The sequence below is a fragment of the Caulobacter sp. SLTY genome, assembly GCF_009905535.1.
GTDB lineage: Bacteria > Pseudomonadota > Alphaproteobacteria > Caulobacterales > Caulobacteraceae > Caulobacter.
In genome coordinates this window covers 40,022-66,673 of the sequence record NZ_JAAALA010000014.1, presented here as the reverse complement: position 1 = coordinate 66,673, position 26,652 = coordinate 40,022, and the positions used below count along the sequence as shown (strand labels likewise).

Here is a 26,652-nt window from a genome sequence, read left to right as displayed (position 1 = left end):
CGGGGAGGCCGTCATGATCAGCCGTTTCTTCCGCCTGGCGGAAAACAACACCACCGTACGCACCGAGCTGCTGGCCGGGGCGACCACCTTCCTGACCATGGCCTACATCGTCCTGGTCAACCCGGCGATCCTGGGCCAGGCCGGCATGCCGGTCGCCGCCGTGGCCGCAGCCACCTGCCTGGCGGCCGGGATCGGCTCGATCCTGATGGGGACCATCGCCAACTATCCCATCGCGTTGGCCCCCGGCATGGGGCTGAACGCCTACTTCACCTACACCGTGGTGCTGGGCATGGGCCTGCCCTGGCAGACGGCGTTGGGGGCGGTGTTCATCTCCGGGGCGGCCTTCCTGCTGATGACCCTGGCGGGCCTGCGTCAGCTGATCATCGGGGCCATCCCAAGGCCGCTCTATGCCGCCATCGCCGCGGGCATCGGCCTGTTCATCGCCTTCATCGGCCTCAAGAGCGCGGGTATCGTCGTGGCCCACCCAGCCACCACCGTGGCGCTGGGCGACCTCAAAAGCCCCGCCGCCCTGGTCGCGATCGTCGGCCTGGCGCTGATCGCCCTACTGCAGGTCTGGCGGGTGCGGGCGGCCATCCTGATCGGCATTCTGGCGGCCAGCGCACTCGGCTGGCTGCTCGGCCTTGTCGTCTTCAAGCCCGAGCCCTTCGATCCGGCGGTGATCACCGCCACCCTGTTCCAGGCCGACATCCCGGCCGCCCTCGGCCTCGGACCGAACGGCAAGGGCCTGACCATCGGCCTGATCGAGATCCTGTTCGTCTTCCTCTTCGTCGACCTGTTCGACAACCTGGGCACCCTGGTCGCCGTCTCCAGCCGCGCCGGCCTGGTCCAGCCCGACGGGACCATCCCGCGCCTCAACCGCATCTTCGTCGCCGACAGCCTGGCCACCATGGTCGGCGCGGCCGCCGGCACCAGCACCACCGTCAGCTACATCGAGAGCGCCTCGGGCGTCGCCGCCGGCGGTCGCACGGGCCTCACCGCCGTGACCACCGGCGTCCTCTTCCTCGCCGCCCTGCTGCTGGTCCCCTTCGCCGCAGCCATTCCCGCCGCCGCCACGGCCCCGGCCCTGATCCTCGTCGGCGCCCTGATGATGGCCCCGCTGGCCCAGGCCGACTGGACCGACCCCCAGGTCGCCATCCCGGCCTTCCTGACCCTGATCATGATCCCGCTGACCTTCTCCATCGCCAACGGCCTGGCCATGGGGATCATCGCCTATGCGGTGCTGAAACTGGTTCGGCCCAAACCGGCCGAACGCCCCGACGAGGCGCGACCCGAGGGCTTCCTCACCCGCCGCCTGCTGGGCGTCCCCTTCGGCGACCTCTTCCTCTACCTCCTGGCCGCCCTCTGCCTGGCCCGCTTCATCTGGCTGGGCGCGGAATAGCTGTTTGCGAAAACGACCCCTTTCCGGTAGAGACCCGTTTCCCTGGATACAGGCACCCGTAGCTCAGCTGGATAGAGCGCTGCCCTCCGAAGGCAGAGGTCACACGTTCGAATCGTGTCGGGTGCGCCAGGGTTTCCAAAACACACAATTTGGATCGCCCTTCGGGTGAACAGCTGGCCGCTGGCCTTGGCCAGTCTAAGTCTGGCTCACGCCGCCATCTCCAGGGCCGGCCGAAGGTGGGCGCGGTAGGCTTCGTAGCAGCGGCGGCCGCAGTCGAGGCGCATTAACGCGCCCTCGGCGATATAACGGGCGCAATCCGGGTCGGCCTCGACCAGCGGGCGCAGCACTTCGGCGTTCCAGGCCTCGGAATGCTTGATATCGAGGGTGGCGTGGAGGGCGAAGTAGCGTCGCTCCTTGCCGACGCCGAGCCGCTTTAGCCCCTCGGCGACATGGGCCGCACGCCAGGGGGCGGTCAGCTCCACGGCGCCGAGCGCGCCGATCGCGTGATAGGCGTAACGGCGGGTGGTGGCGAAGGCGACCAGGGCGTTGCCGAGCGCCAGGGACGGCGCCAGTGTCGTGGGGATCGTCGGCTTGAGGTCGAGCGCATGGGCCAGCTTGTCGAGCATCGGCCCGTGCATGCCCGGCGCGCCGCCATGGCCCATCTCGTCCCAATAGTTGCGCGCGAGTTCCAGCTTGGCGCGGACCGGCATCTTGACCTGGGTATAGGCGACCAAGTCGTCGAACCCCGCCTCGCCGGCGACTTCCTGCTCGAGGAACCAGCGCATCTCTTCCAGGCTGGCCTGCTCAGCCAGCCAGGGGAACAGGGGATCGTTCTGACCCGGGCCGGTTTCCTTGAGCGCCTCGAACCAGGCGTTGAACCCCTCCGGATCGGTCGGCACGCCTTTGACCCGGTCATGGACCTGGGTGCGGAAGGCCTCGATGAACTGGCCTTCCAGCCGGCGCATCTCAAAGTCCTCGACGAGGTCTGCTTCCCAGTGGGGACTGGGCTTGCCTACAGCGAGCCGCTCATGGTTCCAGCGAGAAAGCCGCCGCTGGACCTCCGCCGAAAAGATATCCGGCGTGTGCACGTCGGCGATGTTGTAGTCGCGCGGATACATCAGGTGACTCCATCCTCTCAAGAGCAGCCAATACGCGCCAGAAGGCGGGCGGTTCCAGGGTCGCGGCGCCGACATAAACCTATGATAAGTTGGGGAAAATTCCCCTCCTCCGGGCCCGCGGGCCTAGGAACCTAAACATCTGATCGCCGTTCAGACTCGCCTCGAAAGCCAAGTGGAAGCGAGACGGACGGTCATGGCGCCAACAGCAGGGACGAAATTCGCGATCGAGCCCGCCGACGGCGGCTGGCGTTGGGCGACCTTCGATCTGTCCGGAGCGCCGCTGGAAAGCGGCCGCGCCGGGAGCAAACGAGAGGCCGCGGCCCTGGTTATCCGCCGAATCCTCAAGGCGGCGCTGCCCCAATTGGACGCGCCGATCATTGTCGAGCATCGGAAGGCCGCATGATCCGGGTGCTCGAGGCGGCCGTCTATCGGGGTCCTCACTATTACAGCACCCGGCCGATGATCCGGATCATGGTCGATCTGGGTCCGCTGGAAGACTTCCCGTCGGACCGGCTGCCAAATTTTGCGGACGAGCTGCTGGCGCGACTGCCGGGCCTGGAACGCCATGGCTGCAGCTACCGCCAGCCGGGCGGCTTCGTTCGCCGGCTGCGGGAGGGAACCTGGCTTGGCCACATCGCCGAGCATATCGCGCTGGAACTTCAGACACTGGCCGGGGCGCCGGCCAGCCGGGGCAAGACCCGGTCCGTGAAAGGCCGACCAGGTGTTTACAACATCCTCTTTTCCTATCGATCCGAGGCCGCCGGCCGCCTGGCGGGGCGTTGCGCCCTGGATCTGGCCAATTCCTTGCTGCCGCCTGACCTGCAGGGGCTTGAGGGACTCGATCTGATCTCGCCTCCCCCCAAGGCGCTGGAGCAGCCGTTCGACCTGAACATGGCGGTCGCGGAGATCGCCGCCCTGATCCGAAAGGAGGCCTTCGGGCCCACGACCCAGTCCCTGGTCGATGCGGCGCGCCGGCGGCGGATTCCGGTGACCCGGCTGAACGAGTATAGCCTGGTTCAGCTCGGCTGGGGCGCCCGGCGCAAGATCCTGCGGGCCAGCATCACCGGTGAGACCTCGCTGATCGCCGTCGAGACGGCCGGGGACAAGAGCCTGACCAAGGCCCTGCTGGGCCGCGTCGGAGTTGCCGTGCCTAAGGGCCAAGTGGTCCGGACCGCTGACGAGGCGGTCGCCGCGGCGCAGCGGATCAAGGGGCCGGTGGTGGTCAAGCCGCTCGACGGAAACCACGGGCGCGGGGTCAATCTGGACCTGCGTAGCGAGGATCAGGTCCGCTGGGGCTTCGAGCAGGCCGTCCCACATTCGCGCCGGGTGATCGTCGAGCAGCACTACACGGGCCGGGACTATCGGATCCTGGTCGTCGGCGGCCAGGTCGTGGCGGTGGCCGAGCGCCGCCCGGCCGAGGTGGTCGGCGACGGTCGGCACAGTATCGCCGAGCTGATCGCCCAGGTGAATGCGGACCCGCGCCGAGGCGTCGGCCATGAAGCGGTGATGACCCGGATCGTCATCGACGCCCACGTCGAGGAGATGCTGGCCCGGGTCGGGATGACGGCCGAGACCGTGCCGCCGCGTGGCAAGGCGGTGCAGCTGCGGGCGACGGCCAACCTGTCGACCGGGGGGACGGCCGTCGACCGCACCGACATCATCCATCCCGACAACGCCGCCATGGCCAGGCGCGCCGCGCTGACCGTCGGTCTCGATGTCGCCGGTATCGACTTCATCGCCCCGGACATCACCCGCTCGGTTCGCGAGACCGGGGGCGGGATCGTGGAGGTCAATGCGGCGCCGGGCTTCCGCATGCATCTGGCGCCTTCGGAGGGCAAGCCCCGCGACGTGGCCCAGGCGGTGATTGATCTGCTCTATCCGGCAGGCTCCCGCGCCCGCATTCCGATCGTGGCGGTGACCGGCACCAACGGCAAGTCGACGGTCGGGCGGATGATCGCCGCCATTCTGCGCCGCCAGGGTCTGACCGTCGGGCTGACCAACACCAGCGGCGTCTACGTGAACGACGAGCGGCTGGTCGCCGGCGACGCCAGCGGGCCCCGGAGCGCGCGGATGGTGCTGGCCGACCCGACCGTCGAAGCCGCCGTGCTGGAGACCGCCCGGGGCGGCATCCTGCGCGAGGGCCTGGCCTTTGACCGCTGTGACGTCGGGATCGTCCTGAACATCGCCGCGGACCATCTGGGCCTAAAGGGCATCAACACCCTGGAGGACCTGGCCAGGGTCAAGTCGGTGGTGACCGAGTCGGTGTCGCGGCGCGGCCTGAGTGTGCTCAACGGCGACGATCCCCACACCCTGCGGATGGCCCGCCACGCCGGCGGGCGGGTGGCCTATTTCACCATGGCCGGCGGCGAGGCGATGTCGCCGCTGCTGCAGAAGCATCTGCTCGCGGGCGGCATCACAGCCTCGGTCGAGGACGGGATGATCGTCATCCAGGAGGGCCCCAGGCGCACCGAGGTGATGGGCGTCGACGATATCCCCGCCACCCTTAACGGCGCCGCAGCCTTCAATGTGCAGAACGCCCTGGCCGCCGTCCTGGCCGGCCATGGCCTGAAGGTCCCGGTCGCGACGGTGCGCGAGGCGCTGGCCGCGTTCGGCTCGTCCTACGAACAGAACCCGGGTCGGCTGAACATCCATGAGGTCGGCGGCGTGCGGGTGATCCTGGACTATGCCCACAACGGCGAGGCGGTCCGGGCTTTGGGCGCGCTGCTCGACCGGATGCGGCCCAGCCACGGCCGGGTCATCGGTGTCGCCAGCATGCCGGGCGACCGGCGGGACGAGGACATCCGCGAGATGGGCGCCCTGGCCGGCCAGATCCTCGACCGCGTCGTCTTTCGCGAACGGCCCGACGGTCGCGGCCGGCCGACCGGGGCGGTGCTCGCCCTGCTGACCGAAGGCGCGATCCAGGCCGGGGCCGACCCCGCCCATATCGAGCAACACCTCAGCGAGCACGACGCCGTCGACGCCGCCCTGCGCGCCGCCAGGCCTGGCGACCTGGTGGTCATCATGCCCACAGAGGTCGAGGCCGTCTGGCGCCAGATCCTGGCTTACGAACCCGATTTCCGGGCCCCGCCGTCCAACCCGGAGCTGCTCCATGTCTGAAGGCCCCCTGTTCATCATCGGCGGACACGAGGACAAGGAGGGTAAGCGCCGAATCCTCAAGGCCATCGCCCGTGAGGCGCGTAGCCGCCGGCTGGTGATCGCCACGATCGCCTCGCACGCGCCTGAAGGCTATTTCGACTCCTACCAGAAGGGGTTCGAGGGGCTGGGCGTCGGCGAGCTGGTCGAGCTCTATGTCGAGGATCGGGCCGAGGCTCACGATCCTGCCAAGCTGGCGCTGCTCGACGACGCGGCCGGGGTCTTCTTCTCCGGGGGCGACCAGCTGAGGATCAGCAGCCAGATCGGCGACACCCCCCTGGAGGCCCGCATCCGGGAGATCTGGCAGGGCGGCGGCTTCCTGGCCGGCACCTCCGCCGGCGCCTCGGTGATGAGTGACACCATGCTGGTGCGCGGGACCAGTTCGGAGAGCCATCGGCTGGGCGATCTCCACATGGCGCCGGGCCTTGGGCTGGTGCGGGACGTGATCATCGACCAGCATTTCGCCGAGCGCGGCCGTATCGGCCGGCTGCTGGGAGCGGTGGCTCAGAGCCCGCGGGTGCTGGGGATCGGCATCGACGAGGATACCGCCATCGTGCTGCGCGGCGGCGCCTTCGAGGTGCTGGGCAGCGGGGCGGTCTATGTGGTCGACGCCTCGGGGGTCACCGCGTCCAATGTCGCCGAGGGCCGGGCCGACTGCGCCCTGTCGATGTTCGACGTGCGGATGCATGTGCTGGCCAACGGCGACCGGCTCGACCTGACGACCCGCCGCCCGGCCGACCAGCCGCTGCCGGTTGAGGCCATCGCGGACGCCTCTACGCCGGGCGGGTGAGCACGGCCCCGACGGCGGCGATGCGCTCGACATCCTGGTAGGCTTCGCGCCCGAGCTCGCCGCCGAAAATGTCCGGATCGAGCTCCTGGTAGGTGAGCGAGCAGCCCGCCTCCCTGGCGGCGTCGGCGAGCAGGCGTCCCAGTTGGTCCTCGCCGCCGGTCAGGATCGGACTGCCGGTGTAGAGCAGCAGCCGCCCGCCCGGACGCAGCCGCGTCATGCCTTCGACGGCCCAGTCGAGTGACAACCGCGCCCCGTGAAGGTCGCCGCCGTCCCGGTAGACGCGACCCGAGCCGCCGGCGATGAACGGCGGGTTAGCGAGGATCAGGCCAAAGCCGTCGCAGACGGCGTCGTATCCCCTGGCCTCGCAGAGCTGAACCGTCTGGCCCGCGTGCTCGGCATTGGCGGCGGCCAGGGCCAGGGCGGCCGGATTGGGGTCGCTGAGCGTGACCGCCGATCCAGGACACCGGGCGCCGGCGACAAGGCCGCCGACCCCCGATCCGGTGCCGATATCGAGGATCGGTCCTTCCGGCGTGCGGGCCATCAGGGTCGCCTCGATCAGGTTCGCGAAGCGGTAGGAATCCGGGCCGAGGAACACGGAATCGGCCGCGTCGGTCGGAAAGGCCGAATGCAGGAACAGCAGATCACCGACCGAGGAGCACCGCAGCCGACTGCGCAAGCCCGCCTGCGTCCGCTCAAGCCCATCGGCAGCCTCGAGGGATTCCGTGAAATCCGGGTCCAACGCCCCCTCGGGAAACGGCAGCGACCAGCCGAAGATGTCGCGCAGCGTCGGCGACGCGGGCGGGCCGCGACGGTGCATCCGGCGGATTGTCCCAGTGTTCGGCGTGACGAAGCGATAGCCGCTCGACTGGAGCAGCGATAGCAATCGGACGCGAGCGTGGTGTCTGGTATCCGGCATGGCTGACCCCCGATGCGGCTTGGCTCGACGCCAATGCCCGGGCGCGCGGTGTGTTCCGGCCGGCGCCGACGAATGGGGCGCTGAGGTCGAAAGGACTCTCGGGCCCGCGGCGATCACCGTCTGCGGACAGGTCTGCTATAGCGCTTGGGTGCGCCAGGACCTCCGCCAATGACCGATCCCGAAGGCCCGCCGCCGAAGCCAGCGGACAAGCCGGCGATCGGGCCCGTCCGACGGCTGCTGCTGCGATCGCTTGGCGTGGTGATGGTGGGGCTTGGCGCAGCGGGCGCCTTCCTGCCGCTACTGCCGACCGTGCCCTTCCTGCTGGTGGCGCTGTGGGCCTTTAGCGCCAGCTCGCCGGAGTGGGCGGAAAAGCTGCGGCGGCACCCCCGGTATGGGCCGTCGCTGATCGCCTGGGAAGAACGGAAGGCGATTCCGACCTCGGCCAAGATCGCGGCCGGAACCATGATGGCGGTCAGCTGGACGATCCTGGCCGTGAGCTATCGCAATCCATGGGTCGTCGGCGGTGTCGGGGTGCTGCTGCTGGCGGTGTTCGCCTATGTCGTCACCCGGCCGAGCCGTTAGATCGAAACGCGCACTAGACCTGCCGCCCCTCGTGGCGGGCCCGAAGCTTCAGCGAAATCTCGTCATGCACGGGACGGCTGATGGCGTAGGGCCACAGCAGCGCCACCCCGACGCAGGAGATCGCCGCCGCCAGGGGACCATGCACCAGCACCAGTCTGATCAGGGCCTCCGGCTCGACCACGATGTCAGCCGTGGCCTTGGCCGGCATGCCCATCAGGTCCAGGCCGATGCCGGCCAACAGCACGCCGATGCCGCTGGCCGCCTTGGCCGCGAAGGTGATGCCGGAGAAGTAGAGACCCTCGCGCCGATGGCCGAAGCGCAGTTCATGCTCGTCGGCGGCGTCGGCCATCATCGCCGGGAAGGCGACCAGCACCAGACCGATGCCGAATCCAGCCACCAGCATCATGGCGAACAGGGGCGGCATGGCCGCCGGGCCGGAGGGCCGGAACAGGCCGCTGACCCACAGGATCGGCATCACCAGCCAGACCAGGTTGAGCAGGCTGACCCCGATCATCACCACCGACCGCTTCTCGAACCAGCGCGACAGGGCCGGGGCCATGGGCACGCCGATCACCGTGCCGATCAGCAGCACGAAGGTCAGCAGCTTGATCTCCTCGGTGCCGATCTTCCAGACGAAGGTGTTGTGGTGCGCCCCGGTCGTGCCGTTGACCCCGATCGCCACCATGATCAGCAGGCAGGAGAACAGCAGGATGCGGAACGATTTGTTGGAGAAGATCTCCTTCACCTCGCCGGGCAGGCGGCTGAGCATCGTGCGTTCGGTGGTGTCGGCCTGCGGCAGGCTCATGGCGTAGCGGGCGACGCCGGCGCAGCAGAGCACCATGCAAACCGTCAGCAGCGCCGCCACCGACCAGCCGAACGGCGGATAACCCTCCAGCCTGAACAGCTCCTTGGGCGGGACCAAGAAGACGTTGTAGGCCAGTAGAATGACCCCGACGACCGACGCCAATCCGATCAGGGTGCGCCAGACGACGATCCGCGAGCGCTCGATATAGCCGTCCGACATCTCGGCCCCGAGGGCGATGAAGGGCACGTTGAAGAGAGAGGTGGCGCCGCGCGCCAGCAGCGAGGCGCCCAGCAGCCAGAGGAACAGCATGGTGTGGTCCAGCCCCTGGGGCGGGGAGAAGATCAGGCCGAAGCCCAGCGCCACCAGCGGGATGCTGAGCACCATCAGCGGTAGACGCCGCCCGAACCGCGAGCGGATGTTGTCGGAGATCGACCCGACCAGCGGGTCCATGATGGCGTCGACGCAGAGGCTGAGGCCCACCGCGATGCCGGTCAGGATGCCCGACAGGCCCAGGACCTGGGTGTAGTAGAAAAAGGTGAAGGGCAGGGCGACGTCGAACCCGCCGCTCTGCACCGCCTGGCCGAGACCGTAGGCGAACTTGACGTGGATCGGGGGTTTGAAGGCGGCCGCAACCGGTGTCGCCCCTGCCGTCTCGACTGCGCTCACCGACGTCTCCCCTTGTATTTTGCCGTCAGGTTGAGGCCGCCGGTGGGGCGAGGCAAGGGTGACGTGGCGGCAGGAAATGCCCGGGTTTCACCGCCTCTTCAGCCATCCGCCGACCCACAGGGCCAGGACGACCAGCACCGGCTGGAACGCCAGACGGGGCGCGTGATACCACCAGCTGTCCGGCAGGCCCGGCACGTGCACGCCGTTGAAGGCGTGGTGCAGGTTGGCGGGAAACACCCCGACCGCATACAGCGCCAGCCCCAGGCCCGCCCACCGCCGCAACCCGGGGATCAGGAGGCCAAGGCCGCCGGCGATCTCGGCCAGGCCGGTCAGCTGCACCGCCAACACCGGATACGGAACCCAGGGCGGCATGATCGGCAGAAAGGCCGGCGTTTCCACGAGGTGCAGCACCCCGAAGGCGGCATAGGCCGGCCCAAGGATCCAGCAGGCGATGACGCGGGCGCGGCTCATGTTTCCAAAGCGACCATCGGTTAGCCTTAGTTGCCGCTTCCGCCGCATTCAAACGCTTGTTAGGCTTAGGTCATGTCCGATGATCTGACCGAGGCCCAGACGGCCGATATCCCACCGGGATACTCCATCCTCAACTGGACCCGAGGGTTCGGCCGCCAGATCGGACCGCTTTACGAAAAGCATGACGACACCGGCGCCACCCTGGCCTTCCGGGTCGAGGAACACCACACCAACGGCATGGCCAACTGCCACGGCGGCATGCTGATGAGCTTTGCCGACATGGCCTGGGGGCGGGTGATCAGCGTGGCGCGCAGCCACTACTGGGTCACCGTGCGGCTGACCTGCGACTTCCTGTCGGGCGCCAAGCTGGGCGAATGGATCGAGGGTCGGGCCGAGTTGGTAGCCGAAGAGGACGATGTCTTCACCGTTCGCGGCCGCATCTGGGCCGGCGACCGGGTGATCATGACCGGCACGGGGATTTTCAAGGCCATCGGCCCGCGCCCGCCGCGGCCCGGCGAGAAGGCGTTCGTGGAAATGGAGACGGCCCGTGGCTGACGGTCCCGGCGCCTGGCCGGAGCATCCTCCGCCCCTGGCCCCCTACAACGGCGAGACCCCGCCGGCCCCGGCCTGGTTCACGGCCGCCCTGGCGGTTGAGCCCGAGCGCAGCCGGTTCGAGGTGCTGGGCGCCAGTATCGAACTGCTGACCTGGGGCGAAGTGGGCAAGCCCGGCCTGCTGCTGCTGCACGGCAACGGCGCACACGCCGACTGGTGGAGCTTCATCGCCCCCCTGCTCAGCGAGGACTACCGGGTGGCGGCGATCAGCTGGTCGGGCATGGGCGACAGCGACTGGCGCCCCAGGTACAGCGCCGAAATCTTCATGGCCGAGATCCTGGGCGCCATCGAGGCCGCCCAGCTGGAGGCCGACGGCGGCAAGACCCGGGTGGTCGGCCACAGCTTCGGAGGCTTTCCGACCCTCTACACGGCCGTCCACAACGGTGACCGGCTGGCCGGCGTCGTCATGCTGGATTCGACCATCCATCCGCCGGAGCATCAGTGGAACGGCCCGCCCCGGCGAAACGGCCCCAACAAGGTCTATGCCGATCTGCCCAGCGCCCTGGCCCGCTTTCGCCTGGCCCCGCCGCAAGCCTGCGAGAACGATTTCGTCGCCGATTGGATCGCCCGCAAGGCGCTCCGCCAGGCGCCGATGCCCGACGGCTCGGGAGTGGGTTGGACCTGGAAATTCGATCCGGAACTCTGGCACAATTTCACCATGCCGGCCCTGGGCGAGCTGCTCAGCCAGGTGAACTGCCCCGTGGCCCTGGTTTGGGGCGAGCGGTCGAAACTGATGTACCCGGCCACCAAGGCCTTCATGTTGCGCGAACTGCCGGACGATATCGTCAAGTTCTCCATCCCCGACGCCGACCATCACGTGATGATCGATCAGCCGCTGGCGACAGCGGCCGCGCTGAGGGCGCTGCTGGCGAGTTGGCCGTCCTGATATCCCGTCATTCCGGAAAGCGCGCAGCGCTTATCCGGGACCCAGGGGTGGCAGGTCACCTGCCGCAAAGCTGTGTTGGATAGCGAGATCACGCACTCCTGGGTCCCGGATAGTCCGCTTCGCGGCCTTCCGGGATGACGGAAAGTGTGCGGTGTCCCTGAGGGGATCAGAACTTGAAGGTCGTTTCCAGCCGGACCCGGGGCGCTTCATCGCGCTCGTTGGGGCGGCGAACCGGGTTGTCGCGCTCGGAAGCCAAGCCGACGGCCCCGCCGACACGGAGGCTCGGGGTGACCTTGAAGTAGGCGCCGGCTTCCAGGTCCTTGGCGTCGGCTTCGCGGCCGACGGGAGAGCCGAGGCCGACCTTGACGCCCCATTTGCCCGTCTTGGCGTCGAACTGCAGGCTGCGGTCGGAGCGGTTGGGGCCAAGGCTGCGGTCGCGGAGGTCGAAGTCGCCGCGCACGCGGAACTCTTCGCCGGGCTTGGCCTGGGGCTTCTGTTGGGCATGCGCCGTCCCGGCCGATCCAACGAGGATCAGCGCGGTTGCCGCCGCCATGTAAAGCGCCTTGCTCATAACCTGCTCTAAAAAGCCCTGCCCCAAGCTGAACTTGTCCGCCTGGGGGCCAGGCCGTCAGCTCCTCTTCCCACTATATAAGCGATCTGGGCGACTTTGGGTCAACGCGGCTTGGTGAACACGGATCGATTCCCATCTCGCCTGTGGCGGGAAGGCCACGAGATTCGGCATTGGACCGGCGGCGGCCATGATGTAGACGCAACGCCGAAGCGTAAATGCGTGGGGGTGGGACGCCTGTTCGCCGCAATTGCGCTGCAACTCTTGGCGACACCTTCCCGATCTGGAAGGGTTTGCGCCGTCCTTAAGAGGACCGGCGCGGCGATTTGGAGCGATACGGCATGCGGTTTGCGCGCGGGGCGTTCAGGTTGGGCGCGGTGGTGGTTCTGGCGGGGGCCCTGGCGGCCTGTGGCTCGAGCGGCCCCAAGCAGGTCAAGGACGGCAACGGCGGCTTCCTGGGCATCGGTGGCGGCAAGAAGGCCCCCAAGGGCACGGAGATCGGCGTCAACAGCTACCTTTGGCGCGCCAGCCTCGACGTGCTGAAGTTCATGCCCCTGGCCTCGGCCGACCCCTACGGCGGCGTGATCATCACCGACTGGTACACCGACCCGCAGACCCCCAACGAGCGGTTCAAGGCCACGGCCTACATCCTCGACACCCGCCTGCGCGCCGACGCCCTGAACGTGACCGTCTTCAAGCAGGTCAACCAGGGCGGAACCTGGGTCGACGCCCCGACGGCGGCCCAGACCGAGGTGGACATGGAAAACGCCATCCTCGACCGCGCCCGCAAGCTTCGACTTGCCAACATCGGCGAAGAGTAGACGCTAGCCTTCTCCGTGGGCGCAGGGGGAGGATTGCCCCCCGTTCCCCGCCGCCCTAAAGACCGGCCATGGCTCGCTACAATCCCAAGGAAACCGAGCCCAGGTGGCGCAAAGCCTGGGCCGACGCCGATGTGTTCCGCACGGCTGACGACGACCCGCGCCCCAAGTTCTATGTCCTGGAGATGTTCCCCTATCCGTCCGGGCGGATGCACATGGGGCATGTGCGCAACTACACCATGGGCGACGTGGTGGCCCGTTATAAGCGGGCGCAGGGCCATGCGGTGCTGCACCCGATGGGCTGGGACGCCTTCGGCATGCCGGCCGAGAACGCGGCCATGGAGCGCGGCGTCCACCCCAAGGGCTGGACCTATGACAACATCGCGGCCATGCGCGAGCCGTTCAAGGTGCTGGGCACCAGCATCGACTGGTCGCGCGAGTTCGCCACCTGCGATCCCGAGTACTATGGCCAGCAGCAGCGCTGGTTCCTGAAGCTGCTGGACAGTGGCCTGGTCTATCGCCGCGAGGCGACGGTGAACTGGGATCCGGTCGACATGACCGTGCTGGCGAACGAGCAGGTCATCGACGGCAAGGGCTGGCGCTCGGGCGCGACGGTCGAGAAGCGCAAGCTGACCCAGTGGTTCCTGCGCATTACCGACTATGCCGACGAGCTGATCGAGGGATTGAGCACCCTGGACCGCTGGCCTGAGAAGGTCCGGACGATGCAGGAAAACTGGATCGGCCGCAGCCAGGGCCTGCGGATGACCTGGGCGTTCGATGGCGTTGCGCCGGCCGGCCTGGAAGGCGGGCTGGAGGTCTACACCACCCGTCCCGACACCCTGTACGGCGCCAGCTTCCTGGCCATCGCCCCGGACCACCCGCTGGCCGAACAGCTGTCGGCCGATCCCAAGGTCGCAGACTTCATCAAGCAGTGCCGCGCGGGTGGCACCAGCGAGGTTGAGATCGAGGCCGGGGAGAAGCTGGGGCTGGATACCGGCCTGAGCGTGGTTCACCCCTTCGACCCGGACTGGAAGCTGCCGGTCTGGATCGCCAACTTCGTGCTGATGGACTACGGCACGGGCGCCATTTTCGGCTGCCCGGCCCACGACCAGCGCGACCTGGACTTCGCCCGCAAGTACCACCTGCCGGTCAAGCCGGTGGTGCTGCCCTCCGACGCCCACCCGGCCACCTTCATGGTCGGGTCGGAGGCCTATGTCGGCCCGGGGAAGATCTTCAACTCCGACTTCATGGACGGGATGACGGTGGAGCAGGCCAAGGCCGCCGCCGTCAGCCGTGTCGAAGCCCAGGGCCAAGGCCAGGGCGCCACCGTCTATCGCTTGCGCGACTGGGGCGTGTCTCGCCAGCGCTACTGGGGCTGCCCGATCCCGATCATCCATTGCCAGGCCTGTGGACCGGTCCCCGTGCCGGACGACCAGCTGCCCGTGGTGCTGCCCGAGGACGTCACCTTCGACGTTCCCGGCAATCCGCTGCTGCGTCATCCGACCTGGAAGCATGTGAAGTGCCCGTCCTGCGGCGCCGATGCGCAACGCGAGACCGACACGCTGGACACCTTCGTGGACTCGAGCTGGTACTTCGCTCGCTTCGCCAATCCGCATGCGGCCGAGCCGATCGACAAGGCCGCCGCCGACAAGTGGATGGCGGTCGACCAGTACATCGGCGGGGTCGAGCACGCGGTGCTGCACCTGCTCTACGCCCGCTTCATCACCCGCGCTCTGAAAGACCAGGGGATGCTGAGCGTGGCCGAGCCCTTCGCCGGGCTGTTCACCCAAGGCATGGTCACACACGAGACCTACAAGACTGCTGAGGGTGACTGGGTGGAGCCCGCAACCGTCGACTTCGTCACCGTGGACGGCGCGCGCCAAGCGCGGATGAAGGTCAGCGGCGAGCCTCTGGTCATCGGCGACATCGAGAAGATGTCGAAGTCCAAGAAGAACGTCGTCGCGCCCGAAGGCATCTTCGAGACCTACGGCGTCGACGCCGCCCGCCTGTTCGTGATGAGCGACAGCCCGCCCGAGCGGGACGTCGAGTGGACCAATGCCGGGGTCGAGGGCTCCGGCCGCTTCGTGCACCGCGTCTGGGCCGAGTTCGATGCTCAGCCGGAGGGTCCCGCGCCGGTCTTCGATCCGGCGGACGCCGCGGCGACCGAGCTGCGTAAGGCCACCCACAAGCTGATCGGGCCGGTGACCGACTCCATCGAGCGGTTCCGTTTCAACACCGGCGTGGCAAAGCTGTACGAGTTCCTGAACATCCTCAAAGCCTATCCGGCCGCCGACGCCTCCGCGGGCGTGCAGGCGGCGCGGGCCGAGGCGCTGGACGTCCTGGCCCGGCTGATCGCCCCCTTCACCCCCCACCTGGCCGAGGCCTGCTGGGAGCGCCTGGGCGGCGAGGGCATGGTGGTCAACGCCGCCTGGCCCAAGGCCGACCCGGCCCTGGCCGCCGACAACGAGGTCACCCTGCCGGTGCAGATCAACGGCAAGCGCCGCGGCGAGGTGGTGGCCCCCAAAGGCGCCGCCAGCGCCGATGTCGAGGCGCTGGCCCTGGCGGACGCCGGCGTTTCGGCTCATCTTGCCGGCCTGACCGTTCGCAAGGTGATCGTGGTCCAGGACCGCATCGTCAACATCGTGGCCAACTGATGATCCGACCTGCAGCTCTTCTCGTGCTTCTCGGGGCCCTGGCCCTGCCGCTGGGCGGCTGCGGGTTCACCCCGCTGTACGCCGCGCCGGGGGTCTCCCCCGGCCTGTCGGCCATCGAGACCATCGCCCCGGAGGGCCGCGCCGGCGCCCTGCTGCGCGAATCGCTCGACGACGCCCTGGCCCGCGACGGTCGCCCGGCCGAGTGGCGGCTGGAGCTGGTGCTCAAGGAAAGCCGCATCCCGCGCGGCCGCCGCCCCGACGGGGTGGCCAGCCGCTACGAATATGTGGTCACCGCCAACTGGAAGCTGATCAGCCGCGCCGACGGCTCGACCGCGACGCAGGGCGTCAGCTACGCCGAGGTCACCTTCGACCGCGCCGACCAGCCCTATGCCGCCATCAGCGCCCAGCAGGACGCCGAGCAGAAGGTGGCCGACGAGCTGGCGCGGAAGATCCAGATGGATCTGGCCGTCTGGATGCTGAAGCGAAACGGCTAAGCGGCCGTCGGGAAGGGCATCAGAAACTGCTGCGCCGTCGCCTCGGCGACCAGCTGGCCATCCTCGCGGCGGAACTCGGCCCGCACGGTGATCACCTGCCGGGTCACCGCCACCACCCGGGCGTCGATGTTCAGCGGGACCAGGCGCGTCACCCGCACGAAGTTGAGCTGCAGGTTGATCGTCCGATAGGCCTGTTCGTCGCTGACCACGGTCATCGCGGCAAAGGCCAACGCCTGGTCGGCCAGGGCCGCCAGGTAACCGCCGAACATTGTGCCATCGGCGTTCTCGAGATCGGGTGAGGGCCACCAGGTCTTGCGGATCCACCCCTCGCCCCAGGCGTCGAGCAGGCCGAGCTTCAAGGTCCTGACGACCGACGGTGGTTCAGAGCCGCCGGCGACGAGAGCATCCAGACGGTCGGTGGCCCAGGTCATGCGGCGATCCTCAAGCCGTTGGCGAGGCCATAAAGATGAGCAATGCTCACCTTTTGGCTACTCAGCTTTGCCCGTTCGGACCGATGACCGACCAAACCCCCGCCGTGCGGCGCGTTGTCCCCCGTCAGGCCCGCGCCCAGGCCTGTGTCGAGGCGATCCTCGAGGCGGCGGCTCAGATTTTGGAGTCGGGCGGCGAGGCGGCCTTCAACACCAACGCCATCGCCGAACGGGCCGGGGTCAGCATCGGCGCCATCTACCGCTACTTCCCCGACAAGCAGGCCATCCTCGTGGCCATGTCCCAGCGGGAACAGGCCAGGATCGATGAGGCCGCCCCCGCTGGCGCAGACGGTCAGGCCGCCGACCGGACGATGATCCGCGCCTTTCTCCGCGCCTTCGACGGCCGCCGCGTGGCCCGCCGGGCGGCAGTCCGCGCCCAGCTGGCGATCAGCGATCCCAAGGCCCTGGCGGCCGGCTTCGACCGTCTGCCGCCGGTCCTGGACGCCGAGGGCCGGCCCCTAACCCCCGTCCAGCGGTTCGTCCTCTCCCGCGCGATCCACGGGGCCATGCGGGCGGCGGTGCTGGAGGACCAGCCCTTCCTGCATTCACAGGAACTGGAGGATGAACTGGTGCGATTGGGCCGCGCCTATCTGGGCCTTCGGCGCCAAAGCCAGTAGGTTGGCGATCAGATGATCGTCTCCAAACGCCCCGACGTCGACCGCATCCTGAAAGGCCCGCCGGACAACATCCGCGCCGTGTTGCTCTACGGCCGCGACCGCGGCGGAGTTCGGGAACGGGCTGATGCACTGGCCAAGCGGATCACGCCGGACCTCAACGATCCCTTCAACGTCGCCATGCTGACCGAGACCGACCTCGACCAGGCCGGCCGGCTGGAGGAGGAGCTGACCGCCCTCTCGATGATCGGCGGCCGGCGGCTGATCCGGGTGCGGCTGACCGGGGAGCGCACGGCGCCCGACAAGACCGCCGCCGAAGCCCTGGCCGCCCATTCGGAAGGCAAGCTCAACCCCGATGCCTTCCTGATCGTCGAGGCCGGCGCCCTGGGCCGCGACTCGGCGCTGCGCAAGGCGGCGGAGAAGGCGGCCGCCTGCGCCGCCATCCCCTGCTACGAGGACGAGCAGGGCGACGTCGCCCGCATGGCCCGCGAGGCCTTGGGCGCCGACAAGGTCAGCCTGGATTCGGCGGCGCTCGATCTCTTCGCCTCGCGCATGCCCAAGGAGCGGGGGGTCGCCCGCCAGGAGATCGAGCGGCTGATCCTGTGGATCGGTCCCGGCAGCGGCCGGCAGGTCACCGCCGCCGAGTTGGAGGAGTTCCTGGGGGTCGAGCCGGAGGCCTCGCTGTTCGAAGCCGCCAATGACGCCTTCGGAGGACGGCTGGCCGCCGCCCAGGCGGGCCTGGCCCGCGCCGCCGCCGAGGGCGAGGCCGGCCCGCCGGCGGTCCGCGCCATGGGCATGCACCTGGGAAAATTGCGGCGAACCCTGACCCTGGTGGCCAGCGGCGCGGGCCTGCCCGAGGCGGCCAAGGCCAGCGGCGTGTTCTGGAAGCAGGAGCGGGAATTCCTGCGCCAGGCCCGCGCCTGGACCCTCGACCACATCGACGCCCTGCAGCCGGAGATCCTGGCCGCCGACAAGGCCTGCAAACAGACCGGCAGTCCTGACCGCCTGATCGCCGAACGCCTGGCCCTGACGATCGCCGGGCGGGCGCGGCGATTGGGACTTTAGGGCTTCACCCGCTCCTTCAGCGGATAGGCGATGATCAGCACCAGCTCCTCGTCGCCTATCTGGCGGATGCCGACATCGGCGCCTTCGTAGAGATAGGCGGCCATCCCCGCCTCCATCGGCGTGGTCACCCCGTCAGAGGTCACCTCCCCCCGGCCCGACAGCACATAACAGACTTCGTCGTGCTTCAGCACATGCAGCCCGATGGCCGCGCCCTTGTGCATCACCCGCTTGCGGAACTCGAAGTTGCGACCCGGCGCCGCGTCGCTGATCCGATAGGCGGTGCTCATCCCCGTTCCGTTGTGCGGCGGGGGCTCCTGGCGGACGACCTTCGTCTCGTCGATGATCACCGCCGGCGGAGCCTGGCAGAGTGCGGCGGCCAAAAGCGCAGCGAGCAGGGTCATGGGGTGTCCTCCTTCCGAGCACGATGACACCGGTTTCCCGAGCTCGCAACATTGACCCCGCCGCCGCTGGGCGTAAGCAGCGCGGCATGCAGCTTCCCGTCGACCCGGCCCGCTACAGCGCCTTCCTGCTCGTCATGGCGGGGATGGCCGCCTTTCCGGGGCCGGCCAACCTTTTCTCGATCGCCACCGGCATGCGGCGCGGCAAGGCGGCGGTCATCCAGGGGGTGGCGGGCATGACCCTGGCGACCCTGTCCTGGTTTGCCGCCGCCGCCCTGGGCCTGGGCGCGGTGATGGCCGCCTTCCCACAGGCCTTCCAGGCCCTGACCATCGCCGGTGGCCTCTATCTGATCTGGATGGGCCTCCAATCGATCCGGGGCGGCGTCGTGAATGCCCCCGAGCCCCCGCCGCCGGAAGCGCACCTCGACCGATCCGCCCTGCGCGACGGCTTCGCGGTGCAGTTAGCCAATCCCAAGGCCCTGCTGTTCTTCGGGGTGGTGCTGCCCAGCTTCGCCGACCCCGACCGGCCGCTGGTCCCGCAGCTGCTGCTGTTCGCGGCCGCCACGATCGGGATGGATCTGGTCACCATGACCGCCTACGGGCTCGGCGGCGCGGCCCTGGCCGAGCGGATGAGCCAGCCGGGGTTTCGGCGCATCTTCCGGTTCGCCATCGGCGGCCTGCTGATCGCCGCCGCCGCGTTGATTCTGCTCAGACGGTAAGCGCCGCCCTTGCGCAACTTCTGCCGCGATCCGAGGTTAACCTCTTAGGGACGCTACCGCGCGGCAAGCGCGGGATCAGGAGGACATGCGATGAAGATCGCGAAGGCCGCGGCAATCGCGGCGGTGCTGGGATTGGCTGGGGCAGGGATTTCGGCCTGCGCCACGGCCACGCCCTATCAACCCAACGTCCGGGGCCAGTCGGTCTCGGGCGGCTATACCGACCAGCGGATCACCGCCGACCGCTACCGGGTCAGCTTCAACGGCAACAGCCTGACGTCGCGCGACACGGTCGAGCGCTATCTGTTGTTCCGGGCGGCCGAGCTCACGCTTGCGGAGGGCTACGACGGCTTCGTGCTGGCCGACCGAGAGACCAACCGTGACAGCCGCACCTATTACGACCCGCCCCCTGGCGGCCGGTTCGGCTATGGCTACGGCTACTGGCGGCCGAGCTGGCGCTATTTCGGCCCCCGCTACGGCTGGCGCGCCTGGGATCCGTTCTACAGCAACCGGTTCTGGGCCGACGACATGGACATGCGCACCGTGACCAAGTTCGAGGCCAACGCCGAGATCGTCATGTACCGCGGCCGCTCGCCCTCGCCCGCCGACCGCAGCTTCGACGCCCGAGAAGTGGTGGCCAACCTCGGCCCCGGCATCGTGCGGCCGGAAGACGTTCGGCGCTGACCGCAACGAAAAAAGGCCCCGCCGGTTGGCGGGGCCTCCATCGTTTCGAAATCACCGAAGCTTACCGCGGGGCCATACGGATGGCGCCGTCCAGGCGGACGTCTTCGCCGTTGAAGTAGCCGTTGGTGATCATCTGCAGCGCCAGCGAGGCGTACTCTTCGGCCAGGCCAAGACGCTTGGGGAAGGGCACGGAAGCCGCCAGGGCTTCCTTCACCTGGGGAGGCGCGGCGTTCATCAGCGGGGTGTTGAAGATGCCGGGCAGGATGGTGTTGACCCGGATGCCCTCGCCCATCAGGTCGCGGGCGATCGGCAGGGTCATGCCAACCACGCCACCCTTGGAGGCCGAATAGGCCGCCTGGCCCATCTGGCCGTCTTCGGCCGCCACCGAGGCGGTGTTGACGATCGCGCCGCGCTCGCCGTCTTCCAGCGGATCCAGGGTCAGCATGCCGGCCGCGGATTTGGCGATGCAGCGGAAGGTGCCGATCAGGTTGATCTGGATGATCATGTCGAAATGGGCCAGCGGGAAGTGCTTGATGGCGCCGGTGGTCTTGTCGCGGCTGGCGGTCTTGGCGGCGTTGCCGGTGCCGGCGCAGTTGACCAGGATCCGCTCCTGGCCGTTGGCGGCGCGGGCCTTTTCAAAGCCGGCGTCGACCTCTTCGTCGCTGGTCACGTTGACGGCGCAGAAGGTGACCCCCAGTTCTTTCTCGAGGGCGGCGCCGCGATCGGCCTGCCGGTCGAGGTCGAAGATGGCCACTTTCACGCCTTGGGCGACCAGGGCGCGGACGGTGGCTTCACCGAGGCCCGAGGCGCCACCGGTGACCACGGCGGAAATGGAACTATCGAGTTTCATGGACGTCTCCCATCGAGATCGTGTTGAATAGTGTTTCGGAGAGAGGGTTTAGTCTCGTGAGCGCGAAAGCCAAGCCGTCACCCAACGTCAATCCGGAGGAGATTATCGCTCCGGGCAAGGCGCTCGTGCCTGAAGTGATCCGTGTCAACGAGATGAGGGTGCGCGAAGGCTTCTGGCCGAAGGTGCGCAAGGTGGCCGCCAAGGTGCCCTTCCTGGACGACGCCCTGGCCATCTGGTGGTGCGCCCGCGACCCGGAAACCCCCATCGCCGCCAAGGGGATGATGCTGGCCGGCCTGGCCTATTTCATCCTGCCGACCGACGCGATCCCGGATGTGCTGGCGGGCGTGGGCTTCACTGACGACGCGGCGGTGATCGCGGCCTTGCTGGCGGTCGTGGGCAAGAACATCAAGGACCGGCACCGGGCGGCGGCACGGAAGTTCCTCAGGGATGACAAGGGGTAGACCTCGGTTGACGGGCTGACCGCGCCGGGTCCAACTCCCCTCGGGGAGGGCCTTGCATGGTCTTGGGCGAGCATAGGATGGTCAAATCGGCGTCAGGTCACGACGGTGAACTGACCATGGCCGGCATGGGATACGCCGACTTTCCGACGCTTCTTTTCGGTGGCGCCCTGCTGTTTTCTCCGCTCGCGGCGATCCTGTATGGGTTGGTGTACAGCCATCGGCCGCCGTCCGCCTTCCGGACGGTCCTGAAGACCTCCGCCGTCGGGATCCTGGCGCTGCTGGTCTTCGTGAACTTGGCGGCTTTTCCGGGCAGCGAGGCGGCCCGCTCGTCCATGATCCTGCTCGGCGCGGGCTTCGCCCTCTGCGCCATTGGCGACGCCTTCCTCGCGGGTAACCCCAAGCGGTGGTTGCCGCCGGGCCTGGTGGCCTTCCTGCTCGGCCATGTCGCCTTCATCGTGCTGTTCGCCGGGGCGGCTGAAACCCGGACCCTGGGACCTGTGATCTACGCGGCGATGGCCGTAGTGGCCCTGGTCGGCGCCGGCATGTTGCGCTGGCTGTGGCCCCACCTGGGAGCCCTGCGCTGGCCCGTCGTGGCCTATGTGGTGGTCATCGTGGTGATGGTCTGCGAGGGCCTGACCCACTGGTCGCACAACATCGCCTGGGCCATCGGCGGCCTGCTGTTCATGGCCTCGGACGCGATCCTGGCCGGCCAGTTGTTCCGAAGCGCCAAGCTGCCCGGCCCGGCGCGCCTGACCGACTGGGCAATCTGGTTCCTCTACTATGGGGCGCAGGTAGCCTTCCTGACGGGTGCGATTGCCTACTCGGCGAAGGTCTAGTCGGCCCGCTTCGACGCCCGCTGTTCCCGCCAGGTGATCAGCAGGGTGGAGGCCACCACGATCAGCGCCCCGACGATGGTCGGCCAGGTGGGGATTTCGTGGAAGATCCACAGGCCGACGATCACCGTGAACACCAGCCGGGTGTAGTCGATGGGGGCCATGGCGGCGGCGTCGCCGATCTGCATGCCCTTGATGTAGCAGGCCTGGGTGATGGTCCCGATCACCCCCATGGCGCAGAGCAGGGCAAAGTCGGGCCAGGTCGGCCATGCCCAGACGAACAGGGCCGGCGGAATGGAAAAGACCAGCCCCAGCACCGCCGCATAGACCAGCAGCACGAAGGGGCTGTGGTCGCGGGTCATCACCTTCATGCCGGTGATGGTCATGGCGAACAGGGCCGCCGAGCCGAGCGCCGCCGCCTGGCCCCAGCCGAAGCCGTGGTCGCCACCGGCGACGAAGCCGGGCGCCAGCATCACGGTCACCCCGACGAAGCCGAACAGGGCAGCCCCGATCCGCCAGGCCCCCAGGCTTTCGCGCAGGACGAAGAAGGCCAGCGGCACCAGCCACAGGGTGCGCGTGAAGCTGAGCGCGTTGGCCTCGGCCAGCGGCAGGGTCTGGAAGGAGTAGAAGGACAGGATCATCCCGATGGTCCCCGCCCCCGAGCGGAACAGCAGGATGCCAAGCCGCGTGGTGCGGAAGGCGCCCTTCACGTCGCGCAGGATCATCGGCAGCAGCACCACGAACCCCGCCGCCGATCGGTAGAAGGTCTGCAAGGCCGCGGGATAGTCGTCGCCCAGGAACTTGATCAGGGTGGTCATCGCCGTGAAGCAGATGGCCGAGGCCAGCATCCACAGGGCGCCGCGCAGGTTGGGGGCCAGGCCATGGTAGGCGGCCCTGGCCCGCTCGACGCGACCGATCGGCGGCAGCTCCTCAGGCATGCCGCACCCAGCCGGTGATGCTCAGCCGGTTCGCCCCGGCATAGGGCGCCACATAGCTCACCGCGTGGGCGGCGGGGATGGAGAAGATGTTGAGGGCGTTGAAGGCCGGGGCATAGCCCTCGGCCACATGCCCGTCCTCATCCAGGAAGTTGAGCACCCCGCCCCAGTCGGCGCGCCAGACCGGGGTGAAGTTCAGCACATAGGCGAACAGGCGGTTCTTGCCGCTGATCAGGTCGTCATGGGCCGACAGGAAGTCGCCGGGCCGATAGCGGCTGGCCATGGTGTCGGCAAAGGTCCCGCGCGGCTCACCGGTCAGGGCTGAGACGAAATCGAGGAAGGCCCGGCCGTTGACGAAGTCGTGGACCGCCTCGATGGGCGCCAGGTCCCCACCCCGCCGCACGCCCTTCTCCACATCGTCGCTGACCCGCCAGGCGTCGAACTGGAAACAGAAGCCGGCCCGCGCCGCCGCCGTCATGTCGGCGTCGAAGGCGGCGCGGTTTTCAGCCGTCATACCGTCGAACTGGGCGAGGTCGCCGTCGAGACTGGGCCCCGTGGTCCGCCAGGACTTGATCCAGGGAACCTTGGGCCCGGCCAGGGCATCGGCCACGGCCCGCGCCCCGTCGCCCGCGAAGAAGCCGGGGATGTGCAGCCGACCCAGGCGCCGGAAGACCTTCGCCATGTCGGCGGGGTCGAGATCCGGATCGATGGTCAGCCGCACGTCGTCTCCCTTCAGCCGGCCCGCTGGGCGGCCATGGCCTCGCGCATCTGCATGGCCTGTTCCGGGGTGATGCCCATGGCGTCCAGGATCGGCGAGCCGGCGGTCGGATCCCAACTGCCCCGGCCGCCGATGGTGATGCCGCCGTCGACCACGATGTGGGTGCCGGTGACGAAGACGCTGTCGTCGCTGGCCAGGTAGAGGGCCGCGCGTGCGATGTCGTCCGGGGCGCCGGCCTTGGGGATCGGCTGGATCTTGTCACCCACCTCGGCCACCCGCGCGGCCATCTGGTCGGCCACTTCGCGGGGCAGCCCCATGCTGGCGCCGAAGATGGAGGTGGCGATCAGGCCGGGGCAGATGGCGTTCACCCGAATCTTCTGCGGGCTCAGTTCGGCCGCGGCGCAACGGCTCATATGGATCACTGCGCACTTGGCCGAGCTGTAGGCGATGGGCCCGAACCCGGCCTGCAGGCCGGCGATCGAGGCGGTGTTGATCACACTGCCCCCGCCACGCTTCAGCATGTGTGGAAGGGCGTACTTCATGCCCAGCATCGGCCCCTTGACCAGCAGGGCGAAGGTGGCGTCCCAGCCGGCGGCGTCCATGTCGGCCACCCCGGTGGTGGTCCCGCCGTGGCCGGCGTTGTTGAACAGCACGTCCAGCCCGCCGAATTCGCTGGCGGCCAGGTTGACCGCCTTTTCCACGTCCGCCTCGACCGTGACGTCGCAATGGGCATAGCGGACGGTGTCGGGGAACCGCTTCTCCAGCATTGCCCCCTTCTCGTCCTGCAGGTCGGCCGCGATCACCCTGGCCCCCTCCGCCACGAAAAGCTCCACCGCGCCCAGCCCGATCCCCGACGCGCCGCCGGTGATCACGGCCACCTTGCCTTCCAGCCTTCCGGCCATGGGTCTTCCCTCCCTAGGATGTGTCGCCCGGCTTTGCCGGGTCGTTATCGTTTCAGGTCTGGATCCCGGACTGCGCCGGGATGGTGGTCGTCACTCCGTGACGACCACCACCTTGCCCATCGCCTTGCGCGCCGCCAGGTGGGCGATGGCGTCTCCCGCCTTGTCGAGGCTGAAGCGCTCGGAGACGAACGGCTTGATCTTGCCCTCGGCGTACATGGCCATCAGCTGCTTGACGTTTTCCTGGTGCGCCTGCGGATCGCGGGCCACTGCGGCGCCCCAGAACACCCCGACGATGTCGCAACTCTTCAGCAGGGTCAGGTTCAGCGGGACCTTGGGGATCCCGGCCGGGAAGCCGATGACGAGGAACCGCCCGCCCCAGCCGGCCGCCCGGATGGTGGCCTCGGCATAGTCGCCGCCGACCGCGTCATAGGCCACGTCCCAGCCGGCCGGCCCGCAGGCGTCCTTGAACAGTTTCGCCAGTTCCTTGGCGCCGTCCTTGTCGAAGGGCCCGGTCGGATAGACCACGCCCGACTCGGCGCCGTGCTTGATGGCCAGGTCGACCTTTTCCTGGCTGGAGGCCGCCGCGATCACCCTCGCGCCCATCGCCTTGCCCAGCTCCACCGCCGCCAGGCCGACGCCCCCGGCCGCGCCCAGCACCAGCAGGGTTTCGCCGGCCTTCAGGTGGCCGCGATCCTTGAGCGCGTACCAGCTGGTGCCGTAGGTCATCATGAAGGCCGCCGCCTCGTCGAAGGGCATCTCGTCGGCGATGGGGGTCAGGCGGCCGGCGTCCAGGGCCACCACCTCGGCCATGCCGCCACTGCCGGTGCTGGCCAGCACCCGGTCGCCGACCTTGACGTTGGTCACGCCGTCGCCCAGGGCCTTGACCACGCCCGAAACCTCACCGCCCGGCGAGAAGGGCCGCGGCGGCTTGAACTGGTACATGTCCTGGATCATCAGCACGTCGGGATAGTTGACGCCGCAGGCCTTGACCGACAGCAGCACCTGGCCGGGACCGGCGGTCGGCTCGGCGACCTCGTCCACCACCAGCGTCTCGGGACCACCCACGACCTTGCTGAGCACCGCCTTCATGCCAACTCTCCCGCTTTTCTGTTGTCTCGACTGAGCCTATTGCCGCCGTTGAAAAGTTCATAGGCCGGGAGGCCCCCGATGGCGAACAAATGTTTGAGTGTCGTGCTGCATGGCGGCGCGGGGGCGAAGGCCGGCCGCGACTACAGCCGTGAGATCGAGCATATGCGCGGCCTGATCGAGGCCGCCCGCGACGCGCTGAAGGCCGGCGCAACCGCCCTGGACGTCGCCGAGGCCACCACGCGGGAGCTGGAGGCGTCCGGCCTCTACGTCGCCGGCCGCGGCGCCTCCCCCAACACCGACGGCATCTATGAGCTCGACGCCGCCATCATGGACGGCCACCTGCTGCGCTGCGGTTCGGTCGCCGCCCTGGAGGGCTTCGAGAGCCCCATCGCCGTGGCCCGCGAGGTGCTGGAAAACACCTTCCACGTCATGCTGGCCGGCTCCGGTGCGGCCGGTTTCGCCGCCGCGCGGGGATTCAAGCGGATCGAGAACCCGGACGCCTGGTTCACCCGCGCCGGAACCTTCGAGGACAACCATCCGCCGGGCACACTAGCGCACGGCACGGTCGGCTGCGTGGTTCGCGACGAGGAAGGCCGGCTGGCCGCCTGCACCTCCACCGGCGGGGTGTTCGGCAAGATGCCCGGCCGGGTGGGGGATTCGCCGATCCTGGGGGCAGGCTGCTGGGCCGACGGCCACGTGGCCGTCTCCTGCACCGGCCAAGGCGAGTACTTCGTCAAGGTCGCCGCAGCCGCACAGCTGGCCCACCGCATGCGGTTCGCCGGCCAGTCGGTCGAAGAGGCCGCCAAGGCCGTCCTGGCCGAGATCGCCGGCCTGGGGGGCGATGGCGGCCTGATCGCCGTGGCCGCCGACGGCTCCATCGCCATGCCTTATGTCAGCCAGGGCATGAAGCGGGCCGCCCTGACCCCCGACGGCCGCATCGTCTCGGCGGCGTTCGAACTCTGACCCG

Annotated in this window: 29 protein-coding genes and 1 tRNA gene; 18 read left to right on the top strand and 12 right to left on the bottom strand. The window is 68.7% G+C overall.

Annotated elements, in window-relative coordinates:
* Positions 1–13: 13 nt before the first annotated feature.
* Positions 14–1,399, top strand: a complete 1,386-nt coding sequence (locus GVN21_RS10020; RefSeq protein ID WP_166574593.1) for an NCS2 family permease — start codon at positions 14–16, stop codon at positions 1,397–1,399.
* A 52-nt stretch (positions 1,400–1,451) separates the two neighbouring features.
* Positions 1,452–1,528 (top strand) — tRNA-Arg (locus tag GVN21_RS10015).
* A gap of 77 nt (positions 1,529–1,605) precedes the next feature.
* Here the strand turns inward: GVN21_RS10015 and GVN21_RS10010 are convergent.
* Positions 1,606–2,517, bottom strand: coding sequence for an iron-containing redox enzyme family protein (locus tag GVN21_RS10010; protein WP_166574592.1), 912 nt, complete (start codon positions 2,515–2,517; stop codon positions 1,606–1,608).
* A gap of 172 nt (positions 2,518–2,689) precedes the next feature.
* Here GVN21_RS10010 and GVN21_RS10005 point away from each other — a divergent pair, with 172 nt between their 5' ends.
* Genes GVN21_RS10005 through GVN21_RS09995 form a run of 3 tightly spaced genes read left to right on the top strand, consistent with a single transcriptional unit; the run spans position 2,690 to position 6,460 of the window.
* Entirely contained in the window at positions 2,690–2,920 is a 231-nt protein-coding gene (locus tag GVN21_RS10005; protein ID WP_166574591.1) for a hypothetical protein, read from the top strand.
* Positions 2,917–5,634 carry a cyanophycin synthetase gene (gene cphA, locus GVN21_RS10000; protein ID WP_166574590.1) on the top strand — a complete coding sequence of 906 codons (2,718 nt, stop codon included), beginning with the start codon at positions 2,917–2,919 and terminating at the stop codon, positions 5,632–5,634. The genes GVN21_RS10005 and cphA overlap by 4 nt, the downstream gene beginning before the upstream one ends.
* On the top strand, positions 5,627–6,460 hold the full coding sequence (locus GVN21_RS09995) for a cyanophycinase (RefSeq protein ID WP_166574589.1): 834 nt from the start codon (positions 5,627–5,629) through the stop codon (positions 6,458–6,460). The genes cphA and GVN21_RS09995 overlap by 8 nt, the downstream gene beginning before the upstream one ends.
* Here GVN21_RS09995 and GVN21_RS09990 read toward each other — a convergent pair.
* On the bottom strand, positions 6,444–7,376 hold the full coding sequence (locus GVN21_RS09990; protein ID WP_166574588.1) for a methyltransferase: 933 nt from the start codon (positions 7,374–7,376) through the stop codon (positions 6,444–6,446). The genes GVN21_RS09995 and GVN21_RS09990 overlap by 17 nt on opposite strands.
* Positions 7,377–7,544: 168 nt before the next feature.
* Between GVN21_RS09990 and GVN21_RS09985 the strand changes: the two genes are divergently transcribed.
* Complete coding sequence (locus GVN21_RS09985) at positions 7,545–7,958, top strand: YbaN family protein (RefSeq protein ID WP_166574587.1); 414 nt, start codon at positions 7,545–7,547, stop codon at positions 7,956–7,958.
* Between the two features lie 13 nt (positions 7,959–7,971).
* Here GVN21_RS09985 and GVN21_RS09980 read toward each other — a convergent pair whose 3' ends face one another.
* Positions 7,972–9,429 (bottom strand): MFS transporter, encoded by a 1,458-nt coding sequence (locus GVN21_RS09980; RefSeq protein ID WP_166574586.1) that lies wholly within the window; start codon positions 9,427–9,429, stop codon positions 7,972–7,974.
* A gap of 87 nt (positions 9,430–9,516) precedes the next feature.
* Positions 9,517–9,900, bottom strand: a complete 384-nt coding sequence (locus GVN21_RS09975) for a DoxX family protein (RefSeq protein WP_166574585.1) — start codon at positions 9,898–9,900, stop codon at positions 9,517–9,519.
* 72 nt (positions 9,901–9,972) lie between these two features.
* On the opposite strand from GVN21_RS09975, the gene GVN21_RS09970 reads away from it, so the two are divergent.
* Positions 9,973–10,455, top strand: coding sequence for a PaaI family thioesterase (locus GVN21_RS09970; RefSeq protein WP_166574584.1), 483 nt, complete (start codon positions 9,973–9,975; stop codon positions 10,453–10,455).
* Positions 10,448–11,398, top strand: a complete 951-nt coding sequence (locus tag GVN21_RS09965; RefSeq protein WP_166574583.1) for an alpha/beta hydrolase — start codon at positions 10,448–10,450, stop codon at positions 11,396–11,398. Before GVN21_RS09970 ends, GVN21_RS09965 begins: the two co-directional genes overlap by 8 nt.
* 166 nt (positions 11,399–11,564) lie before the next feature.
* Here the strand turns inward: GVN21_RS09965 and GVN21_RS09960 are convergent, their stop codons facing one another.
* On the bottom strand, positions 11,565–11,969 hold the full coding sequence (locus GVN21_RS09960) for an NtrZ family periplasmic regulatory protein (RefSeq protein WP_166574582.1): 405 nt from the start codon (positions 11,967–11,969) through the stop codon (positions 11,565–11,567).
* A gap of 338 nt (positions 11,970–12,307) precedes the next feature.
* Between GVN21_RS09960 and GVN21_RS09955 the strand changes: the two genes are divergently transcribed.
* The 3 genes from GVN21_RS09955 (at position 12,308) to lptE (ending at position 15,932) form a co-directional block, all read left to right on the top strand.
* Complete coding sequence (locus GVN21_RS09955) at positions 12,308–12,787, top strand: DUF3576 domain-containing protein (protein ID WP_166574581.1); 480 nt, start codon at positions 12,308–12,310, stop codon at positions 12,785–12,787.
* 68 nt (positions 12,788–12,855) lie between these two features.
* Complete coding sequence (gene leuS, locus GVN21_RS09950) at positions 12,856–15,438, top strand: leucine--tRNA ligase (protein ID WP_166574580.1); 2,583 nt, start codon at positions 12,856–12,858, stop codon at positions 15,436–15,438.
* Positions 15,439–15,461: 23 nt separating this feature from the next.
* On the top strand, positions 15,462–15,932 hold the full coding sequence (lptE, locus tag GVN21_RS09945) for an LPS assembly lipoprotein LptE (RefSeq protein ID WP_346764242.1): 471 nt from the start codon (positions 15,462–15,464) through the stop codon (positions 15,930–15,932).
* On the opposite strand, the gene GVN21_RS09940 is transcribed toward lptE, so the two are convergent.
* Positions 15,929–16,363, bottom strand: a complete 435-nt coding sequence (locus GVN21_RS09940) for a PaaI family thioesterase (RefSeq protein ID WP_166574578.1) — start codon at positions 16,361–16,363, stop codon at positions 15,929–15,931. The genes lptE and GVN21_RS09940 overlap by 4 nt on opposite strands.
* A gap of 83 nt (positions 16,364–16,446) precedes the next feature.
* Here GVN21_RS09940 and GVN21_RS09935 point away from each other — a divergent pair, with 83 nt between their 5' ends.
* Together GVN21_RS09935 and holA are read left to right on the top strand one after the other, a co-directional pair.
* Positions 16,447–17,037, top strand: coding sequence for a TetR/AcrR family transcriptional regulator (locus GVN21_RS09935; RefSeq protein ID WP_166574577.1), 591 nt, complete (start codon positions 16,447–16,449; stop codon positions 17,035–17,037).
* Positions 17,038–17,049: 12 nt separating this feature from the next.
* The gene (gene holA, locus GVN21_RS09930; RefSeq protein ID WP_166574576.1) at positions 17,050–18,099 is read left to right on the top strand and encodes a DNA polymerase III subunit delta; all 1,050 of its coding nucleotides are present in this window, start codon (positions 17,050–17,052) and stop codon (positions 18,097–18,099) included.
* Here holA and GVN21_RS09925 read toward each other — a convergent pair.
* On the bottom strand, positions 18,096–18,500 hold the full coding sequence (locus tag GVN21_RS09925; RefSeq protein WP_166574575.1) for a cupin domain-containing protein: 405 nt from the start codon (positions 18,498–18,500) through the stop codon (positions 18,096–18,098). The genes holA and GVN21_RS09925 overlap by 4 nt on opposite strands.
* Positions 18,501–18,586: 86 nt before the next feature.
* Here GVN21_RS09925 and GVN21_RS09920 point away from each other — a divergent pair, with 86 nt between their 5' ends.
* Positions 18,587–19,216, top strand: coding sequence for a LysE family translocator (locus tag GVN21_RS09920; protein WP_166574574.1), 630 nt, complete (start codon positions 18,587–18,589; stop codon positions 19,214–19,216).
* A gap of 90 nt (positions 19,217–19,306) precedes the next feature.
* On the top strand, positions 19,307–19,897 hold the full coding sequence (locus tag GVN21_RS09915; protein ID WP_166574573.1) for a hypothetical protein: 591 nt from the start codon (positions 19,307–19,309) through the stop codon (positions 19,895–19,897).
* A 61-nt stretch (positions 19,898–19,958) separates the two neighbouring features.
* Here the strand turns inward: GVN21_RS09915 and GVN21_RS09910 are convergent, their stop codons facing one another.
* Positions 19,959–20,747, bottom strand: a complete 789-nt coding sequence (locus GVN21_RS09910; protein ID WP_166574572.1) for an SDR family NAD(P)-dependent oxidoreductase — start codon at positions 20,745–20,747, stop codon at positions 19,959–19,961.
* Between the two features lie 56 nt (positions 20,748–20,803).
* On the opposite strand from GVN21_RS09910, the gene GVN21_RS09905 reads away from it, so the two are divergent.
* A complete protein-coding gene (locus GVN21_RS09905; RefSeq protein WP_166574571.1) occupies positions 20,804–21,208 on the top strand; it encodes a YkvA family protein in 405 nt (134 codons plus the stop codon).
* A gap of 77 nt (positions 21,209–21,285) precedes the next feature.
* Positions 21,286–22,044: a lysoplasmalogenase gene (locus tag GVN21_RS09900; protein ID WP_240902850.1), complete on the top strand. Its 759-nt coding sequence runs from the start codon at positions 21,286–21,288 to the stop codon at positions 22,042–22,044.
* Here the strand turns inward: GVN21_RS09900 and GVN21_RS09895 are convergent.
* The 4 genes from GVN21_RS09895 to GVN21_RS09880 all read right to left on the bottom strand — a co-directional run bounded on the left by GVN21_RS09895 (position 22,041) and on the right by GVN21_RS09880 (position 25,685).
* Positions 22,041–22,979 (bottom strand): DMT family transporter, encoded by a 939-nt coding sequence (locus GVN21_RS09895; RefSeq protein ID WP_240902849.1) that lies wholly within the window; start codon positions 22,977–22,979, stop codon positions 22,041–22,043. The genes GVN21_RS09900 and GVN21_RS09895 overlap by 4 nt on opposite strands.
* Positions 22,972–23,697, bottom strand: a complete 726-nt coding sequence (locus GVN21_RS09890; protein ID WP_166574570.1) for a 2OG-Fe(II) oxygenase family protein — start codon at positions 23,695–23,697, stop codon at positions 22,972–22,974. The genes GVN21_RS09895 and GVN21_RS09890 overlap by 8 nt, the downstream gene beginning before the upstream one ends.
* A gap of 11 nt (positions 23,698–23,708) precedes the next feature.
* Positions 23,709–24,596, bottom strand: coding sequence for a glucose 1-dehydrogenase (locus GVN21_RS09885; protein WP_166574569.1), 888 nt, complete (start codon positions 24,594–24,596; stop codon positions 23,709–23,711).
* Positions 24,597–24,686: 90 nt separating this feature from the next.
* Positions 24,687–25,685, bottom strand: a complete 999-nt coding sequence (locus GVN21_RS09880; protein ID WP_166574568.1) for an NADPH:quinone oxidoreductase family protein — start codon at positions 25,683–25,685, stop codon at positions 24,687–24,689.
* Positions 25,686–25,763: 78 nt separating this feature from the next.
* On the opposite strand from GVN21_RS09880, the gene GVN21_RS09875 reads away from it, so the two are divergent.
* Entirely contained in the window at positions 25,764–26,648 is an 885-nt protein-coding gene (locus tag GVN21_RS09875; protein WP_166574567.1) for an isoaspartyl peptidase/L-asparaginase, read from the top strand.
* Positions 26,649–26,652 lie beyond the last annotated feature (4 nt).